Origin of the sequence: Rodentibacter sp. Ppn85, assembly GCF_001999335.1 — a bacterium.
Classification (GTDB): Bacteria; Pseudomonadota; Gammaproteobacteria; order Enterobacterales; family Pasteurellaceae; genus Rodentibacter.
Window position 1 is genome coordinate 1 of sequence record NZ_MLHS01000005.1, and the last position, 16,680, is coordinate 16,680.

Annotated in this window: 16 protein-coding genes; 4 read left to right on the forward strand and 12 right to left on the reverse strand. The window is 38.5% G+C overall.

The features are described 5' to 3' along the window. The first annotated feature begins 334 nt into the window (after positions 1-334). Positions 335-1,219, forward strand: a complete 885-nt coding sequence (gene metF, locus BKL51_RS00790) for a methylenetetrahydrofolate reductase (protein WP_077464865.1) — start codon at positions 335-337, stop codon at positions 1,217-1,219. A gap of 38 nt (positions 1,220-1,257) precedes the next feature. Here the strand turns inward: metF and BKL51_RS00795 are convergent, their stop codons facing one another. The 6 genes from BKL51_RS00795 to sohB form a co-directional block, all read right to left on the reverse strand. Further along, positions 1,258-1,749 carry a C40 family peptidase gene (locus BKL51_RS00795; RefSeq protein WP_077464866.1) on the reverse strand — a complete coding sequence of 164 codons (492 nt, stop codon included), beginning with the start codon at positions 1,747-1,749 and terminating at the stop codon, positions 1,258-1,260. A 50-nt stretch (positions 1,750-1,799) separates the two neighbouring features. Continuing rightward, a complete protein-coding gene (locus BKL51_RS00800) occupies positions 1,800-2,096 on the reverse strand; it encodes an integration host factor subunit alpha (RefSeq protein ID WP_059366327.1) in 297 nt (98 codons plus the stop codon). Positions 2,097-2,100: 4 nt separating this feature from the next. Further along, positions 2,101-4,488, reverse strand: a complete 2,388-nt coding sequence (pheT, locus tag BKL51_RS00805) for a phenylalanine--tRNA ligase subunit beta (protein WP_077464867.1) — start codon at positions 4,486-4,488, stop codon at positions 2,101-2,103. A gap of 64 nt (positions 4,489-4,552) precedes the next feature. Then, positions 4,553-5,542, reverse strand: coding sequence for a phenylalanine--tRNA ligase subunit alpha (gene pheS / locus BKL51_RS00810; RefSeq protein ID WP_077464900.1), 990 nt, complete (start codon positions 5,540-5,542; stop codon positions 4,553-4,555). 373 nt (positions 5,543-5,915) lie between these two features. After that, the gene (locus BKL51_RS00815; RefSeq protein WP_077464868.1) at positions 5,916-6,776 is read right to left on the reverse strand and encodes an OmpA family protein; all 861 of its coding nucleotides are present in this window, start codon (positions 6,774-6,776) and stop codon (positions 5,916-5,918) included. 192 nt (positions 6,777-6,968) lie between these two features. Beyond that, on the reverse strand, positions 6,969-8,027 hold the full coding sequence (gene sohB / locus BKL51_RS00820) for a protease SohB (protein WP_077464869.1): 1,059 nt from the start codon (positions 8,025-8,027) through the stop codon (positions 6,969-6,971). Positions 8,028-8,166: 139 nt separating this feature from the next. On the opposite strand from sohB, the gene asnS reads away from it, so the two are divergent. Then, positions 8,167-9,570 (forward strand): asparagine--tRNA ligase, encoded by a 1,404-nt coding sequence (gene asnS / locus BKL51_RS00825; protein WP_077464870.1) that lies wholly within the window; start codon positions 8,167-8,169, stop codon positions 9,568-9,570. Between the two features lie 69 nt (positions 9,571-9,639). Then, complete coding sequence (gene can, locus BKL51_RS00830; RefSeq protein ID WP_077464871.1) at positions 9,640-10,323, forward strand: carbonate dehydratase; 684 nt, start codon at positions 9,640-9,642, stop codon at positions 10,321-10,323. A 57-nt stretch (positions 10,324-10,380) separates the two neighbouring features. Here the strand turns inward: can and BKL51_RS00835 are convergent, their stop codons facing one another. The 5 genes from BKL51_RS00835 to folP all read right to left on the reverse strand — a co-directional run bounded on the left by BKL51_RS00835 (position 10,381) and on the right by folP (position 14,268). Beyond that, positions 10,381-10,647 (reverse strand): YcgL domain-containing protein, encoded by a 267-nt coding sequence (locus tag BKL51_RS00835; RefSeq protein WP_077464872.1) that lies wholly within the window; start codon positions 10,645-10,647, stop codon positions 10,381-10,383. Positions 10,648-10,715: 68 nt separating this feature from the next. Next, entirely contained in the window at positions 10,716-11,282 is a 567-nt protein-coding gene (locus BKL51_RS00840) for a histone (protein ID WP_077464873.1), read from the reverse strand. A gap of 242 nt (positions 11,283-11,524) precedes the next feature. Beyond that, complete coding sequence (sixA, locus tag BKL51_RS00845; protein WP_077464874.1) at positions 11,525-12,010, reverse strand: phosphohistidine phosphatase SixA; 486 nt, start codon at positions 12,008-12,010, stop codon at positions 11,525-11,527. A gap of 59 nt (positions 12,011-12,069) precedes the next feature. Further along, positions 12,070-13,404, reverse strand: a complete 1,335-nt coding sequence (gene glmM, locus BKL51_RS00850; protein ID WP_077464875.1) for a phosphoglucosamine mutase — start codon at positions 13,402-13,404, stop codon at positions 12,070-12,072. A 36-nt stretch (positions 13,405-13,440) separates the two neighbouring features. After that, positions 13,441-14,268, reverse strand: a complete 828-nt coding sequence (gene folP, locus BKL51_RS00855; RefSeq protein ID WP_077464876.1) for a dihydropteroate synthase — start codon at positions 14,266-14,268, stop codon at positions 13,441-13,443. A gap of 162 nt (positions 14,269-14,430) precedes the next feature. Here folP and BKL51_RS00860 point away from each other — a divergent pair, with 162 nt between their 5' ends. Then, complete coding sequence (locus tag BKL51_RS00860; protein WP_077464877.1) at positions 14,431-14,661, forward strand: EexN family lipoprotein; 231 nt, start codon at positions 14,431-14,433, stop codon at positions 14,659-14,661. Between the two features lie 42 nt (positions 14,662-14,703). Here BKL51_RS00860 and ftsH read toward each other — a convergent pair whose 3' ends face one another. Then, a complete protein-coding gene (gene ftsH, locus BKL51_RS00865; RefSeq protein WP_077464878.1) occupies positions 14,704-16,608 on the reverse strand; it encodes an ATP-dependent zinc metalloprotease FtsH in 1,905 nt (634 codons plus the stop codon). Between the last annotated feature and the right edge of the window lie 72 nt (positions 16,609-16,680).

The following is a 16,680-nucleotide window of genomic DNA, read 5'->3' on the forward strand; positions in this document are numbered from 1 at the left end:
TGGTTTTGCTACAAAAGTTTTCATTAATTAATTACCAAAAATTAAGTTTGATACCCAGTGTTTCCATGAAACACAACCATTAATCTTAATCATCACCCCTTCAAGTGTGATATAGATAAAATAATGCACGGTGGGAATCCGTGCATTTACAGGGTCGACGTATTATACATATTTTTCCATCAAATGCTAATTTTTTGCGTAAAAAATCTTCATATTTATGTTTATCTTCCGAATATTAATATAATTAATGTTTTTAATGAATTTATTAAAATTGACTCATGAATAAAGTTAATTTATTGTCATATTACACAATTAATTCGTAGGAAGAATCGCTATGAGCTATGCAAAAGAAATTAATAATTTAAATCAAAACATTGCTGATTTTAATAAAAAAATCAATGTATCCTTTGAATTTTTTCCGCCTAAAAATGAAAAAATGGAAAATATGCTATGGGAATCAATTCATCGTTTAAAAGTGTTAAAACCGAAATTTGTGTCTGTAACCTACGGTGCAAATTCAGGTGAACGGGATCGTACTCACAGTATTGTAAAAGCAATTAAGCAAGAAACCGGGTTAGAAGCCGCCCCTCATTTGACCGGTATTGATGCCACGACGGAAGAGTTGAAAAAAATCGCTCAAGACTATTGGGACAATGGTATTCGCCGTATTGTTGCATTACGTGGAGACGAACCGAAAGGTTATGATAAAAAACCGTTCTACGCTTCCGATTTAGTAGCGCTACTCCGATCCGTTGCTGATTTTGATATTTCCGTTGCTGCTTACCCGGAAGTCCATCCGGAAGCAAAATCGGCGCAAGCTGATTTAATTAACTTAAAACGTAAAATTGATGCAGGTGCAAACCATATTATTACTCAATTTTTCTTTGATATTGATAGTTATCTGCGCTTCCGTGATCGTTGCGCATCTATTGGCATTGATACGGAAATAGTACCAGGCATTCTACCTGTAACAAACTTTAAGCAACTTCAGAAAATGGCATCATTTACCAATGTGAAAATACCAAGTTGGCTAACTAAAGCCTATGATGGATTAGATGAAGATCCGACTACTCGCAATCTTGTCGCCGCAAGTGTTGCTATGGATATGGTGAAAATTTTATCCACTGAGGGCGTGAGTGATTTCCACTTTTACACGCTTAATCGGAGTGAATTAACCTATGCGATTTGTCATATGTTGGGGGTTCGCTCGTCAGTCTAAAAAACAAAAGTGCGGTTAAAATTAACCGCACTTTGCCTTTAAATTCGCCTTGCTTGCCAAAAAGTTTTTGTCCAGTAAGGTGTGTTCATTGAAGAATAAATAACACCACCTTTTGTGGAAGCATGAAGAAATTTGCCGTCTTTCACATAAATTCCGACATGATAACCGTTCGGGCCACGTCCCGTTTTAAAGAAAATCAGGTCACCGGTTTGAATGTCTTCCTTATGAATAAGTTTTCCATGTCTAGCCTGTTCTTTTGTCGTCCTAGGTAGAGTAATATTAAAACGATCAAAAAAAGTTTTCTGAACAAACCCGGAACAATCTACCCCATGTCTAGATTTTCCGCCCAATATATAAGGCGTTCCCGCCCATTCATACTGTTGTTCGCTCAATAACGTAATTGCCATAATAGGATCATCAATTTTTCCTTTGTAATTAATGGCGTAATTTTCCTTCTCGGAATTCCCTGAAGCACAAGCAAATAACAGCATTGTAGTAAAAACAAGAAATAACCTTTCAATTGATTTCATTTTATATCTCAATGAACAAAAGTGCGGCTAAAAATAACCGCACTTTTCATTTATCGACTTATTTTCGCTTTTTCAACTCTCGTACGTAATTTTTGCCCCGGTTTAAATGCCACCACACGGCGCGCTGAAACCGGTACGCTTTCCCCTGTTTTAGGATTACGTCCCGGACGAGAAGCTTTATCACGTAATTCAAAATTACCGAATCCCGATAATTTTACATCACAGCCGGATTCAAGAGATAAGCGAATTTCTTCAAAAAAATCATCTACTAAGTTTTTAGCCTCTAATTTTTGCAACCGATATTTTTCAATTAAAAATTCGGTAATATCAATTTTTGTAAGCGTCATAGGTTTAGTCTCTTAATTCAGCGTTAAAACGTTGTTTAACCTCATCTAACACAGCGGAAATTACAGCATGGATTTCATCGTCTTCCAAGGTTTTTTCATTATCTTGAATCGTCAAACTGATAGCAAGGCTTTTTGTACCTGACGGTACGCCAATACCTTTATACACGTCAAATAAATTAACTTGAGTGAGTTTTTCCCCACCAGCTTGCTTACATGCCTCAATAACATCGCCAGCAGCAATTTCATCCGCAACCACAAGTGCCAAGTCTCGACGGTTAGCCGGGAATTTGGAAATTTTCCTTGCTTGTATGACATTCCGATTTGCAATTGCGTTCCATAAAATTTCAAATACAACTATTTTTTCATTTAACCCCAATTTTTGAGAAACTGATGGATGAAGCGTACCAATAAAGCCAATTTCCTTACCGTCCAGTTCGATTGACGCAGATTGTCCCGGGTGCAATGCAGCAAAAGTTTTTGCGACAAAACATACTTTACTTCCCACTCCGGTTAAAGACAGTAGACTTTCTAAATCGCCTTTTAAATCAAAGAAATCGACTGACTGAGCTTTATTATTCCAACTTTCATTACTTGTCGTACCACTAATTACCGCACTTAATACAAATTCTTGACGCACGCCGAATTCAGCATCGGCATCAGGAATAAATCGTAATCCCGTTTCAAACAGGCGAACACGATTTTGTTGACGATTTTGGTTATATAACACTGCTCCGAGTAAACCGCTTAACAACGAAACCCGCATTACCGACATTTCGGTGGAAATGGGGTTTGGCAGCTCAAGTACCTCCTGATGAGGATGCAATAGACTTTGTACTTTTGGATCAACAAAACTATAAGTGATCGCTTCTTGGTAATCTGAATCTACAAGCGCGGTCTTAATCCGAGCTAAATCCAATACGGCTTCTTGATGATCACGCATACGTAAATGTGCCAGTGGTGCATTATTTGGAATACTGTTATATCCATAAATACGCGCAACTTCTTCAATTAAATCTTCTTCAATATCAATATCGAAACGCCAGCTTGCTGAGATTACCGTCCATACATTATTTTCGTATTGAACATCAAAACCAAGGCGTTCAAAAATATCGGTAACAATCTCGGTTTCAATATGATGCCCCAGTAAAGCGTCTAATTTCTCACGATGAAGTTGGATTTTTTTGACTTTCGGTAAAAATTCTTCATTTACCGCCTCATTAATTTCTCCACTTTCACCGCCACAAATTTCAAGTAATAATGCCGTTGCACGTTCCATTGCATAATGTGCTAATTCAAAATCAACTCCACGCTCAAAACGGTGTGACGCATCCGTATGCAAACCATATTGTCTTGCCCGACCGGCAATCGCCAGAGGAGTAAAGAAAGCCGCTTCCAAAATAACATCTTTCGTTTCAGAGGTAACACTACTTGCTTGTCCCCCAAAAATCCCTGCCATCGCAAGCGGGCCATTAGCATCCGCTATAAGTAAGGTATTTGATTGTAATTTTGCGGTGGTACCATCCAGTAAAATAAGTTCTTCGCCATCTTTTGCTAAACGTACTTGCACCGGTTGCACAACTTTTGATGCATCAAAGGCATGCATCGGTTGGCCTAATTCAAGTAAAACATAATTCGTAATATCAACGACGGGATCAATAGAACGAATACCGCAACGACGCAATTTCTCTTTCATCCAAATTGGTGAATCTGCTTTTACATTCACATTTTTCACCAATCGAAGTAAATAATGTGGGCAAGCTTCCGGTGCGACAAGTTCAATATCAATTTTATCTGAAATTGTTGCCGGCACTACGTCAAAGTGCGGTCGATTTACCGGCTGTTTATTAACAACAGCAATTTCACGGGCAATCCCGGCTATACTTAAACAGTCCGCACGGTTCGGCGTCAAACTAATTTCAATCGCTTTATCATTTAAATTCAAATAGTGACGAAAATCTGTGCCGACCGGTGCGTCTTGCGGTAACTCTATAATTCCCTCAGCATCAACATCAATACCAAGTTCAGAAAATGAACAGAGCATACCTTCCGACGGTTGACCGCGTAATTTGGTTTTCTTAATTTTGAAATTACCCGGTAACACCGCCCCTTCCGTCGCACAAACGACTTTTAATCCTTGACGGCAATTCGGTGCACCACACACGATATCTAATAATCTGTCACTACCGATATTCACTTTAGTTACACGTAATTTATCCGCGTCAGGATGTTGTGCGCACTCAACCACTTCTCCGATAACAACACCTGTAAAATCACTCGCAACATTTTCTACGCCATCTACTTCCAACCCTAACATAGTGATTTGGTCACATAATTGTTCTGTAGAAACAGCCGGATTAACCCATTCTCTTGCCCACTGCTCGCTAAATTTCATTATTCTTTACCCTTTAAAATTTATTATATATAACCTCGTTTTGAGGATACATCCGAAAAATAATTTATTTGAATTGCTTTAAAAAACGTAAATCGTTTTCAAAGAATGAACGTAAATCTGTGACGTTGTAGCGCAACATAGTTAACCGCTCAACACCCATTCCCACTGCAAAACCGGAATATTCATTCGGATCGATTCCCGCATTACGTAATACATTCGGGTGAACCATACCGCAGCCTAATACTTCAAGCCATTTGCCGTTTTTACCCATGACATCCACTTCTGCCGAAGGCTCGGTAAAGGGAAAATAAGAAGGTCGGAAACGTACTTTTAAATCTTCTTCAAAAAAAGCACGTAAGAAATCATGTAATAAACCTTTTAATTCTGTAAAGTTTACTTTTCTATCCACATACAGTAATTCAACTTGATGGAACATTGGCGTGTGTGTTTGATCATAGTCGTTACGATAAACACGCCCCGGCGCCATAATACGAATTGGCGGTTGCATTTTCTGCATCGTACGGATTTGCACTCCTGAAGTTTGAGTACGCAATAATAATTCGGGATTAAACCAGAATGTATCATGGTCAGCACGTGCAGGATGATGTTTTGGAATATTTAACGCATCAAAATTATAATAATCACTTTCAATTTCAGGACCGTTCTCTACAGAGAAACCAAGTTCCGAAAAAAATTGAGTAATGCGATTAATTGTTATGCTAACAGGATGTAAGCCACCTTTTTCCACTTTTTTACCCGGTAAAGTTACATCTATGCGTTCTTTTTCAAGTTTAGCATTCAGTTCCTCTTGTTCCCACTCAGCTTTTTTCGTACTCAAAAACTCAAGCACAACTTGTTTGACTTCATTTATTTTTGCTCCTACTGCAGGGCGTTCTTCTGCCGCAATATTTCTCAGTTCTTGCATTAATTGCGTGAAATGACCTTTTTTACCAAAATATTCAACACGAATTTCATCCAGTGCTACTAAACTCTTATTTTCGATCGAATTAATCGCTGATTTTGCTTTATCGGCAAGATCCTTCAGATGCTGCATAGTTTCCTCTGATTTACTTTTATCTAAAAATTTTTCTAATAATAATACCAACACATTAAAAAATCACGTTTTTATTTACGTTTAAAGGGTATCTATCGATTAGAGTTAAATGCTATTTCTAAAAAGCTAGCTGTTATCACAACATTTTTAAACAACGGGTTAAATTTGTCACAATGAGAACCATAAGCGCCTGAATTTTTTTGTATAATTCTACATAAATTATGAACGCACTTTTATAAATTATAGAAAAGGGTATAAAGTATAAGTTTGATAATTAACAGTGTTTAACTATCAATGTTAAGAAATTTAGAGGATTAGCTAAGATAAAAAAATAGCATAACCAAAGTTATGCTATTTCCCTATTTAATCAAAATTATTTTTGATAAAGTGGTGTAGGACCTTGTGTACCACCATTCATTTGGCTTGCTTCTTGATGTAGTTTCATTAAAGAACCAGAAGATGTGATTTCTACACGACGGTTAGGACGTAAACAATCTTTTTCTTCTTTACTTGCATGACGGAAGCCTTCACAAGCTTTAACCTGCGGGTTTTTACCGTAGCCGACAGCCGTGATCTGAGCTTTTATACCATCTTCAATTAGACGTGCTTTTACACGGTTTGCACGACGTTGAGAGAGAGAGAGGTTGTAAGCATCAGAACCTAAACGGTCAGTATAGCCAGCCACTTTAACCTCTTTCGCATTTGCAGATTTTAATTGAGCGGCAACATTATCAACCACTTCTTTACCACGTGGAGTCAATACATCTTTATCGAAATCAAATAAGAAATCACCGCTTAGAGTATATGCAGACTGACCGTTACATCCGTTTGGATACCAGAAGAAACTTTGGGCATTATGGTTTTTATCAAATAAGATTTTATATTGACAGATTTTGTGCACTCCGTTTTCACGATAGTTAAACGCATAATCCCATTCTTCTACACCATATAAGCCTTCAGAGAAGTGCGGACGACCAATCAAATTGTAGAGCTGATCTTTATTCATACCACGTTCAATCATACGCACATTATCCCAGTTTGGCCATGAACCAAATTGGCTACCATCATGATTAAAACCAGCACTGTCAATTTTTGGCCACACTAGTTGTGGTACTTGAACGCCATCAACATCCTTATATTCAGGCATACCTTCGGAAGTAACTTTACTTAAGTTACCGCAAGCTGCAACTGCTGTAACGGCAGCTGCAGATAATAAAATACGTGATAATTTCATGTTTTTACCTTTTAATCATTAAAAAAGTGTCATCCTTGTAATCAAGAAACACACAACTAAACTTTACTAATTCCAAATGAGAAAACTACAAAAGTTTCGAGGGCTATACTAATAGTAAAAGCCAATTTTGTAAATATTAAACTATAACTGAAATATTCTATTTACCGTGATTTTTGTAAAATAATGTAAAGCTTAGTGAATAAAATCCTGACAAGTCCTATTCATATAGCGCTGAATAAGTGCATTAGCACTCTCTTCTGCCTGTTGCCCTAACTTTTTCAATAATGTTTTTTTCATCTTATAGGTCACACCAATAACTAATTTATCTTTCATCGCATCAAGTAAAAGATCATCACTGGTAGAAATCCCGTCTATTAATTGCAACTCTAACGCTTGCGTACCAAACCAATGTTCACCGGTAGAAACCTTATTAACATCTAACTGAGATCGATTTTGACGGACAAATTGTTTAAATAGTTTATGAGTTTCTTCTAATTCTTGTTGGAATTTTTGTTTTCCCTTTTCAGTATTTTCCCCTAGCATCGTTACCGTACGCTTAAATTCTCCCGCAGTCATCACATCAACATCAACATCATGCTTTTTTAATAACCGGTGAATATTCGGTATTTGGGCAACTACGCCAATCGATCCAATAATAGCAAAAGGTGCGGCAATAATTTTATCCGCTACACAAGCCATCATATAACCGCCGCTTGCCGCAACTTTATCAATCGCAATAGTTAATTTAATTCCTTTTTGTTTTAAACGCGCTAACTGCGAGGCGGCCAAACCGTATCCATGCACAACGCCACCGGGACTTTCCAAACGTAGTAATACTTCGTCATCAGATTTGGCTACATTCAGGATTGCTGATATTTCCTCACGAAGTGCGGTTGTTTGTGAGGCAGAAATATCACCTTTAAAATCTAAAACATAAACACACGATTTAGGTTTATCAAGCGGTTCACCTTTTTTCAATTTTGCTTTTAACTCTTTTGATTTTTGTTTTTCAACTTTCTTTTCTGCTTTTCTTTGCCGTTTTAACTCTTCATCTGATAAATGAAAATCACGTAAATATTTAACTCTATCCTCAAAATCCTCGGATAAATTGCTAATTATCAGTTCACCTTGTTCTGCATCCTTATTTCGACGGGCAGAAATAATAAATGCCGTAATTGCTGCGATAACAAGTAAAATTGTTAAGATTTCTAAAATAAAAATACCGTAGCCGGTTAAAATATCTGACCACATAAAAACTCTCCTCTAATTATTTATGGTTCGGACATTCTACTTGAGTCTAACGCTAAGCTCTAACTTTTTATGGAAAATTTCAGGATTTAAGGTAAACTAGCCGCACTTTTTATTATTCTTATTACACCTAGGGGTTCGTATGTCTAAAATTGCATCTATTGCAGATGTATTACAAGGAAAAGTCGCGATTGGTGAAACTGTTACTGTGCGTGGCTGGGTTCGTACTCGTCGCGATTCTAAAGCGGGACTCTCATTCTTAACCGTATATGACGGTTCTTGTTTTGATCCTATCCAAACGATTATTAACAATGATATTGAAAATTATGAAAACGAAGTTTTACGTCTTACAACCGGCTGTTCTGTTGTTGTGACCGGTAAAATCGTTGAGTCACCGGCAGAAGGCCAGGCTGTTGAGTTACAAGCTGACAAAGTCGAAGTAGCTGGGTTTGTAGAAGATCCTGATTCCTACCCAATGGCAGCAAAACGCCATTCTATCGAATACTTACGCGAAGTCGCACACTTACGTCCACGTACCAATATTATCGGTGCCGTAGCTCGTGTACGCCATTGTTTAGCACAAGCCATTCATCGTTTCTTCCATGAACAAGGCTTTTATTGGGTTGCAACTCCGCTTATTACAGCTTCAGATACGGAAGGCGCAGGCGAAATGTTCCGAGTTTCTACTTTGGATCTCGAAAATCTTCCGCGTGATGAAAAAGGTGCGGTCGATTTTAGCCAAGATTTCTTCGGCAAAGAATCTTTTTTAACGGTTTCCGGCCAATTAAACGGTGAAACCTATGCTTGCGCATTAAGCAAAATTTATACTTTCGGACCAACTTTCCGTGCGGAAAACTCTAACACAACCCGCCATCTTGCAGAATTTTGGATGGTTGAACCGGAAGTCGCCTTTGCCACATTAGAGGATAATGCAAAACTGGCCGAAGATATGCTGAAATATGTTTTCCGTGCAGTATTGGCTGAACGTAAAGATGACTTAAAATTCTTTGAAAAACATGTCGATAAAGATGTGATTGATCGTTTAGAAAACTTCGTAAAATCCGATTTCGCTCAGATTGATTACACCGATGCCATTGATGTGTTATTAAAATCCGGTAAGAAATTTGAATTTCCGGTTTCTTGGGGAATCGATCTTTCTTCTGAACATGAACGCTATCTAGCGGAAGAATATTTTAAATCCCCTGTTGTGGTAAAAAACTATCCAAAAGATATTAAAGCTTTCTATATGCGTTTAAATGACGATGGAAAAACTGTCGCGGCAATGGACGTATTAGCACCGGGAATTGGTGAAATTATTGGCGGCTCACAACGTGAAGAACGCTTGGAAGTGCTTGATAAACGTATGGAAGAAATGGGGTTAGATCCGAAAGATTACTATTGGTATCGTGATCTTCGTAAATACGGAACTGTGCCTCATTCCGGTTTTGGACTCGGGTTTGAACGCTTGATTGTATACGTTACCGGAGTACAAAATATTCGTGATGTTATCCCATTCCCTCGTACACCGCGTAATGCGAATTTTTAATCAAAAATAGAGATAACTTGACCGCACTTTCTTGTGCGGTCAAATTTTTATTGTTTTAAGGAAAGTAAAATGAAAAAAATTGAACAGCTTTTCGCTAATAATTTAAGCTGGGCACAACGAATGAAAGAGGAAAATTCCACTTATTTTAAAGAGCTTGCTGATCATCAAACACCTCATTATCTTTGGATTGGCTGCTCCGATAGTCGTGTTCCTGCAGAAAAACTGACAAATTTAGAGCCCGGCGAATTATTTGTTCATCGTAATGTGGCAAATCAAGTTATTCATACGGATCTTAACTGTCTTTCCGTTGTGCAATATGCGGTTGATGTGCTTAAAATTGAACATATTATTATTTGTGGACATACTAATTGTGGTGGTATTAAAGCCGCAATGGCAGATCAGGATCTAGGTTTAATTAATAACTGGCTACTCCATATTCGTGATATTTGGTTTAAACATAGCCATTTACTCGGAAAACTTTCACCGGAAAAACGTGCCGATATGCTGACTAAAATTAATGTCAATGAACAAGTTTATAATCTCGGTCGTTCTTCCATTATAAAAAGTGCTTGGGAACGCGGGCAAAAACTTTCTTTACACGGCTGGGTATATGATGTAAATGATGGTTTTCTAATCGATCAAGGAGTGATAGCAACAAGCCGTGAAAGCCTTGAAATTTCTTATCGTAACGCCATCGCTCGTTTACTCACTTTAGGTGAGGAAGATATTCTTAAAAAGGAACATGCTGAATAGAAAAGTGCGGTTAAAATTGACCGCACTTTTTGTATTTTACTTCCGGATAATCAAGGATTATTTTATTTCACTCAAGCTGTTAAATAATCCATCATCCTTATTTGGTATTTGCAAATAAAAACCCTGTGATTTAATTTTTTTCTCGACTTCATTTTTATCAGCATGACGAAGCGGCTTATTACCAGATAAATTAAACATCATTACCAGTTCAGGTTTACCAAAATGCTCCAATAAATTATTGGGAACGGCAGAGAAATCATCACGTTTTTGAATATAAAGGTAACTCCCCACTTTTTTCTTACTTTTATAAATCGCACATAACATTTACCTTTCCCTCTATAAAGAAAATCCCCACAGGAAACTCCGGTAGGGATTTATTCAATTTTATAAAATTATTTTGCTGCGTCTTTCACTGCATCCACAGCTTCAGCCGCTTTTTCAGTTGCAGATTCTTTCATTGAAGACATTGCTTCTTTTGCCGAATCCATTTTTTCTGCCGTTGCGTCTTTCATTTCAGATGCTTTGTTGCTCACTGCATCTTTCATTTCCACCATTTTCTCCATAGCTGAATCTTTAACTTCCGCTACTTTAGCTTTGGCTGCTTCTCCGGCTTCTTCAACTTTAGCCACCGCCGCATCTTTCATTTCAGTTGCTTTTTCCACAGCCTTATCTTTTGCATCCGCTGCTGCAGATTTTGCTGAATCTAGGGCATTCACTGTTGCTTCTTTCGCATCAGACATTGTTTGTTTTGCTGCCTCTTTTACATCAGATGCGGCTTGTTTTGCCGAATCTTTAACATCCGACGCCACACTTACCGCTGCATCTTTTACATCAGCTGCCGTATTGGCTGTCGCCTCTTTTGCCGCTTCAACTTTTTGTGTCGTTTCTTGTTTATCAAAACAACCTGTTACGGCTAAACTTGCGCCTAATACTAATGTCGCTAATACTGTTTTTTTCATTTCTATCTCCTAATTGAGTAACAAACTAGCAAAGCATACTTGCCTTGTGCAATGTGTAGTTTACGCAAAAATAAAACAATCGAAAACAAAATTTACATTCCATAAAAGTAAAACTGCTGTTTTCAATCTTAACTTTTCACTATAACCAATTGAAAAACAATAATTTTATGAAAAGTTCCCATTTTTAAATTTATTTTTTGTAAAGAAAATAAAACATCTAAAATGTCTATCTTTTAGACAAATTAAAGCATTTCCGGTGAGTAGCTGTAGCTCATAATCTGCCCTTTTCCATTTTTCCAATCAATTTGAGCAATGGTTGCCGGATAAAAACTAATCGGGTTTCGTTTACCATAAAGTTCTGCAACAATTTCCCCGACTAACGGCAAATGGGAAATAATAAGGATAGTTTCTATGCCTTTCTTTTCCAGTACTGACAAATAATCTACGACCAACTCTGCCGAACCGTAAGGTGTAATTCCTTCCCAAATTTCTAAATTAGGTTGTAGTGCCGAATCAAATGCTAAATTCACTTGTTCAAAGGTATCTAAAGCGCGTTGATAGGGGCTGACTAATATACAGTTAAATGAAAGTGCGGTTGATTTTGTCGTATTTTTTAACCATTCTCCTTGCACAAAAGCTTGTTTTCTCCCATATTCGGTTAAACAACGCTCTTTGTCGGCTTTAGCCATCACTTCGGCTTCACCGTGACGCATAATAAAAATTTTCATATTGCTTTCCTAAATTAAAGAAAAAACCGACCGCTCTTTTTTTAGAGCGGTCGTACAAATTAGTTTGTTTTCACAGCCTCAGCAATTTCTTCCGCATATTGTTGGGCCATTTCACTATCTTGACATTCCACCATGACACGAATTAAGGGCTCCGTGCCGGATTTACGCAATAGAATTCGCCCTTTTCCTTCCAAACGTCTTTCTACATCTGCAGCAATGGCTTTTACCCTATCACTTTCTAATGGATTTTTCCCACCAGTAAAGCGTACATTAATTAATACTTGAGGAAACAACTTCACCGCACTAGCCAATTCATTGAGTGAAAGTTTATGTTGAACCATTGCTGCCAATACGGCTAATGAAGCAACAATACCATCTCCCGTAGAATTTTTATCGGAAATAATAATATGACCGGAGTTTTCTCCCCCAAGCGTCCAATTATTTTCCAACATTTTTTCAAGTACATAACGATCCCCTACATTTGCACGTAAAAACGGTACGCCTAGCATTTTAAGTGCAATCTCAAGGCTCATATTACTCATTAACGTCCCTACTACGCCGCCCTTTAATTGACCGGAACGCAGTGCTTCACGAGCAATAACAAAGAGGATTTGATCGCCGTCTACTTTATTTCCAAGGTGATCAATCATCATAATACGATCGCCATCTCCATCATAAGCCAAGCCAATGTCGGCTTTCACTTCTAGCACTTTTTCTTGTAATGCCCGAACATCTGTTGCACCGCATTTTTCATTGATATTAACACCGTTTGGCTCCGTACCAATCTCGATCACTTCCGCACCAAGCTCACGCAACACATTCGGTGCAATGTGATAGGTTGCCCCGTTTGCACAATCTACCACAATTTTATAGCCTTCTAAGCCTAAATGAGCCGGAAATGTACCTTTACAAAATTCAATATAACGACCCGCTGCATCATTGATACGGCTCGCCTTACCCAGTTCTGCCGATTCAACACAATCCATTGGCTGTTCAAGCATTGCTTCAATCGCTTCCTCAATTTCATCAGGTAGTTTTGTACCCTGAGCAGAGAAAAATTTAATTCCGTTATCATAGTAAGGATTATGAGAGGCGGAAATAACAATACCGGCTTCCGCGCGGAAAGTACGGGTTAAATAAGCAATGGCCGGGGTCGGCATTGGCCCTGTAAAAGCAGCGGATAAGCCGGCCGCAGCTAAGCCTGCTTCTAATGCCGATTCCAACATATAGCCGGAAATACGCGTATCTTTACCAATTAAGACGGTTTTTGATCCTTGTGAAGCAAGTACCTTACCTGCTGCCCAGCCTAATTTTAATGCAAAATCAGGCGTAATCGGATAAGTTCCCACTTTGCCACGTACACCATCCGTACCGAAATATTTACGATTTGCCATAATAAATTCCTTTATTTCTCAATTTTTTCTAAAAAATTAGGCGTTTTCTGTTGCTAACCAGATTTTGAGTGCATCAGATGTAGCAGCCACATCATGCACGCGTAAAATTTTTGCGCCTTTTTGCGCTGCAATTAACGCACCGGCAACACTCCCCATCACTCTTTCATCAACAGGTTTATCCAACACTGCACCAATCATTGATTTGCGCGATAATCCTGCAAGCACGGGGTATCCCTCTTCACAAAATCTATTTAACTGCTGCAATAACTTATAATTGTGTTGAACGGTTTTACCAAAGCCAAACCCCATATCCCAAATTAAATTTTCTTTTCTTATTCCTGCAATAATACATTCTTCCGAACGCTCTCGTAAAAAAGTGAGGACATCTTGTACTACATCTTTATATTGAGGATTCGTTTGCATCGTTCTTGGTTGTCCTTGCATATGCATAATACAAACGGGTAAATCCAGTTCTGAGGCAACTTGTAAGGCATTTGGTTCCTGTAAGGATCGAATATCATTGATTAAATCCATTCCGACTTTTGCCGCCTCTTGCATCACAATTGCCTTAGAAGAATCTACTGAAATCCAACAGTCAAAGCGTTGATTCACCGCTTCAACCAAAGGCACCACGCGACGAAGTTCTTCTTCTTCCGACACTTCTCCAGCCATCGGGCGGGTTGATTCGCCACCAATATCAATAATGGCCGCCCCTTCATTCAACATTTTTTCCACTTGAAACAATGCCTTATCAAGACTAAAAAACTGCCCGCTGTCAGAAAATGAATCCGGTGTGAAGTTGAGAATCCCCATAATTTGAGGAGCCGATAAATCTAGACATTTGTTATTAGCGTAAAGTTTCATAAAGTGCGGTCGATTTTTAAGATGAATTTGAACTGGGAAATTATAGCGGAATCCGTATAGGAAAAGAATAAAGAATCCGAAAAATCACTCACCCGTTGCCTTTTTTTTATTTTCAATACAATGGAAAACCTTTTGTGAATTGAAATGTGACTAGGGGAAACAATGAAAAAACTAGCTTTACTTCTTATTTCAGGCATTGCTCTGGTTGCCTGCAATGAAAAAGAATATACCGTTGATGATTTTATGAAGAATGATCAACTAAGAACAGAATGGCTAAAAAAATGTGAAAACGGTGAAGTTCGTCCTGAGTTACTAAATTGTATTAATTCTAAAAAAGCTATAGATAAGATGAGAACACACAATTTTGACTATCTAGATAATTTAGGAAAATAACCTACAAAAAAGCCTTCCTCTAGGAAGGCTTTCTTTTGAAGATTATTCAGAATCTTGCGAATTTTCAACCGCACTTTCATCGGATTTCGTTTCAGTTGAACTATTTGAATAAGCAGCTTGTGAGACTTTCGGCTCTTCCCAACCTGATGGCGGCGTGATCGGTTCACGATTCATCAGCTGTTTAATTTGCAATTCTTCAATCGTTTCATACTTCACAAGTGCATCTTTCATCGCATGCAAAATATCCATATTATCAATAAGAATTTGTCTCGCACGCTCATAATTACGGGTTATGATTGCACGTACTTCTTCATCAATCAGATGAGCTGTTTCATCAGACATATGTTTTGCTTTTGCCATTGAGCGACCTAAGAATACTTCACCTTCATCTTCAGAATAAAGAATTGGTCCAAGTTTCTCGGAGAAACCCCATTGAGTCACCATATTACGGGCAATATTAGTTGCCACTTTAATATCATTAGAAGCGCCGGTAGAAATATTTTCTTCACCGTAAATCAAATCTTCAGCCAAACGCCCTGCATAAAGGGTAGAAAGTTTACTCTCTAATTGTTTTTGGCTAATGCTGACCTGATCACCTTCAGGTAAGAAGAACGTAACCCCCAATGCACGGCCACGAGGAATAATGGTCACTTTATGAACCGGATCATGCTCCGGTACTAAATATCCCACAATGGCATGTCCTGCTTCATGATAAGCCGTCGATTCTTTTTGTTTCTCCGTCATAATCATAGTACGACGTTCGGGCCCCATATTAATTTTATCTTTTGCTTTTTCAAACTCAAGCATGGAAACCTTGCGTTTATTATTACGGGCAGCAAATAGCGCAGCTTCATTGACAAGGTTAGCCAGATCCGCACCGGAATAGCCCGGTGTACCACGAGCTAATGTCATAGCATCTACATCCTCAGCCAACGGTACCTTACACATATGTACTTTTAAAATTTGCTCGCGACCTTTTACATCCGGTAATCCCACCACGACTTGACGGTCGAAACGCCCCGGACGGGTTAATGCCGGATCTAACACATCCGGACGGTTAGTTGCGGCAATTACAATGACACCGTCGTGACCGCCAAAGCCATCCATTTCAACGAGCATTTGGTTAAGGGTTTGCTCACGCTCATCATGACCGCCGCCTAAACCGGCACCACGTTGACGACCCACTGCATCAATTTCATCAATAAAAATCAAACAAGGGGCATTTTTCTTCGCTTGTTCAAACATATCGCGTACACGGGAAGCCCCTACACCGACAAACATTTCAACGAAATCAGAGCCCGAAATAGTAAAAAACGGTACTTTAGCTTCACCGGCAATCGCTTTTGCCAATAAAGTTTTACCGGTACCCGGTGGTCCTACCATCAAAATCCCCTTTGGAATTTTACCGCCTAAATTTTGGAATTTAGTCGGATCACGTAAGAAATCGACAATCTCGCCTACTTCTTCTTTTGCTTCATCACAACCCGCCACATCGGCAAAAGTCACTTTGATTTGATCTTGGCTTAACATTTTTGCTCGGCTTTTACCAAAGCTCATTGCCTTGCCGCCACCGCCTTGCATTTGACGCATAAAGAAAATCCACACGCCCACAAGAAATAGCATTGGAAACCAAGAAATTAAAATTTGTGAAATTAAACTACGTCTTTCAAACGGCGTACCCTCTACTTTCACTTTCTTACTTAATAAATCATCAAGTAATTTCTTATCTTCCAATGGTGGCATGACAGTCATATATTTTGAGCCATCGTTTTTTGTTACCGTAATTTCATTGGTATCAAAACGCGCTTCTTTTACTTGACCGTTGCTCACATCGTAAACAAACGTCGTGTAATCGGTGGAATTTTCTACCGAATTAGAATTGAAACTCTGGTAAGCAGTCATCATCACAACCGCCACCACGATCCAGAGCACCAAATTTTTGACCATATCGTTCAAAGTTTAACCTGCCTTTCCTAAGTTAATAAATTCGTCACAAGATACTATATATCATAGACTATG

Coding starts and splice junctions, on each gene's coding strand:
- metF (WP_077464865.1), top strand. CDS start 335: ATGAGCTATGCAAAAGAAATTAATAATTTAAATCAAAACATTGCTGAT.
- BKL51_RS00795 (WP_077464866.1), bottom strand. CDS start 1,749: ATGAAATCAATTGAAAGGTTATTTCTTGTTTTTACTACAATGCTGTTA.
- BKL51_RS00800 (WP_059366327.1), bottom strand. CDS start 2,096: ATGACGCTTACAAAAATTGATATTACCGAATTTTTAATTGAAAAATAT.
- pheT (WP_077464867.1), bottom strand. CDS start 4,488: ATGAAATTTAGCGAGCAGTGGGCAAGAGAATGGGTTAATCCGGCTGTT.
- pheS (WP_077464900.1), bottom strand. CDS start 5,542: ATGCAGCATCTGAAGGATCTTGCCGATAAAGCAAAATCAGCGATTAAT.
- BKL51_RS00815 (WP_077464868.1), bottom strand. CDS start 6,776: ATGAAATTATCACGTATTTTATTATCTGCAGCTGCCGTTACAGCAGTT.
- sohB (WP_077464869.1), bottom strand. CDS start 8,027: ATGTGGTCAGATATTTTAACCGGCTACGGTATTTTTATTTTAGAAATC.
- asnS (WP_077464870.1), top strand. CDS start 8,167: ATGTCTAAAATTGCATCTATTGCAGATGTATTACAAGGAAAAGTCGCG.
- can (WP_077464871.1), top strand. CDS start 9,640: ATGAAAAAAATTGAACAGCTTTTCGCTAATAATTTAAGCTGGGCACAA.
- BKL51_RS00835 (WP_077464872.1), bottom strand. CDS start 10,647: ATGTTATGTGCGATTTATAAAAGTAAGAAAAAAGTGGGGAGTTACCTT.
- BKL51_RS00840 (WP_077464873.1), bottom strand. CDS start 11,282: ATGAAAAAAACAGTATTAGCGACATTAGTATTAGGCGCAAGTTTAGCC.
- sixA (WP_077464874.1), bottom strand. CDS start 12,010: ATGAAAATTTTTATTATGCGTCACGGTGAAGCCGAAGTGATGGCTAAA.
- glmM (WP_077464875.1), bottom strand. CDS start 13,404: ATGGCAAATCGTAAATATTTCGGTACGGATGGTGTACGTGGCAAAGTG.
- folP (WP_077464876.1), bottom strand. CDS start 14,268: ATGAAACTTTACGCTAATAACAAATGTCTAGATTTATCGGCTCCTCAA.
- BKL51_RS00860 (WP_077464877.1), top strand. CDS start 14,431: ATGAAAAAACTAGCTTTACTTCTTATTTCAGGCATTGCTCTGGTTGCC.
- ftsH (WP_077464878.1), bottom strand. CDS start 16,608: ATGGTCAAAAATTTGGTGCTCTGGATCGTGGTGGCGGTTGTGATGATG.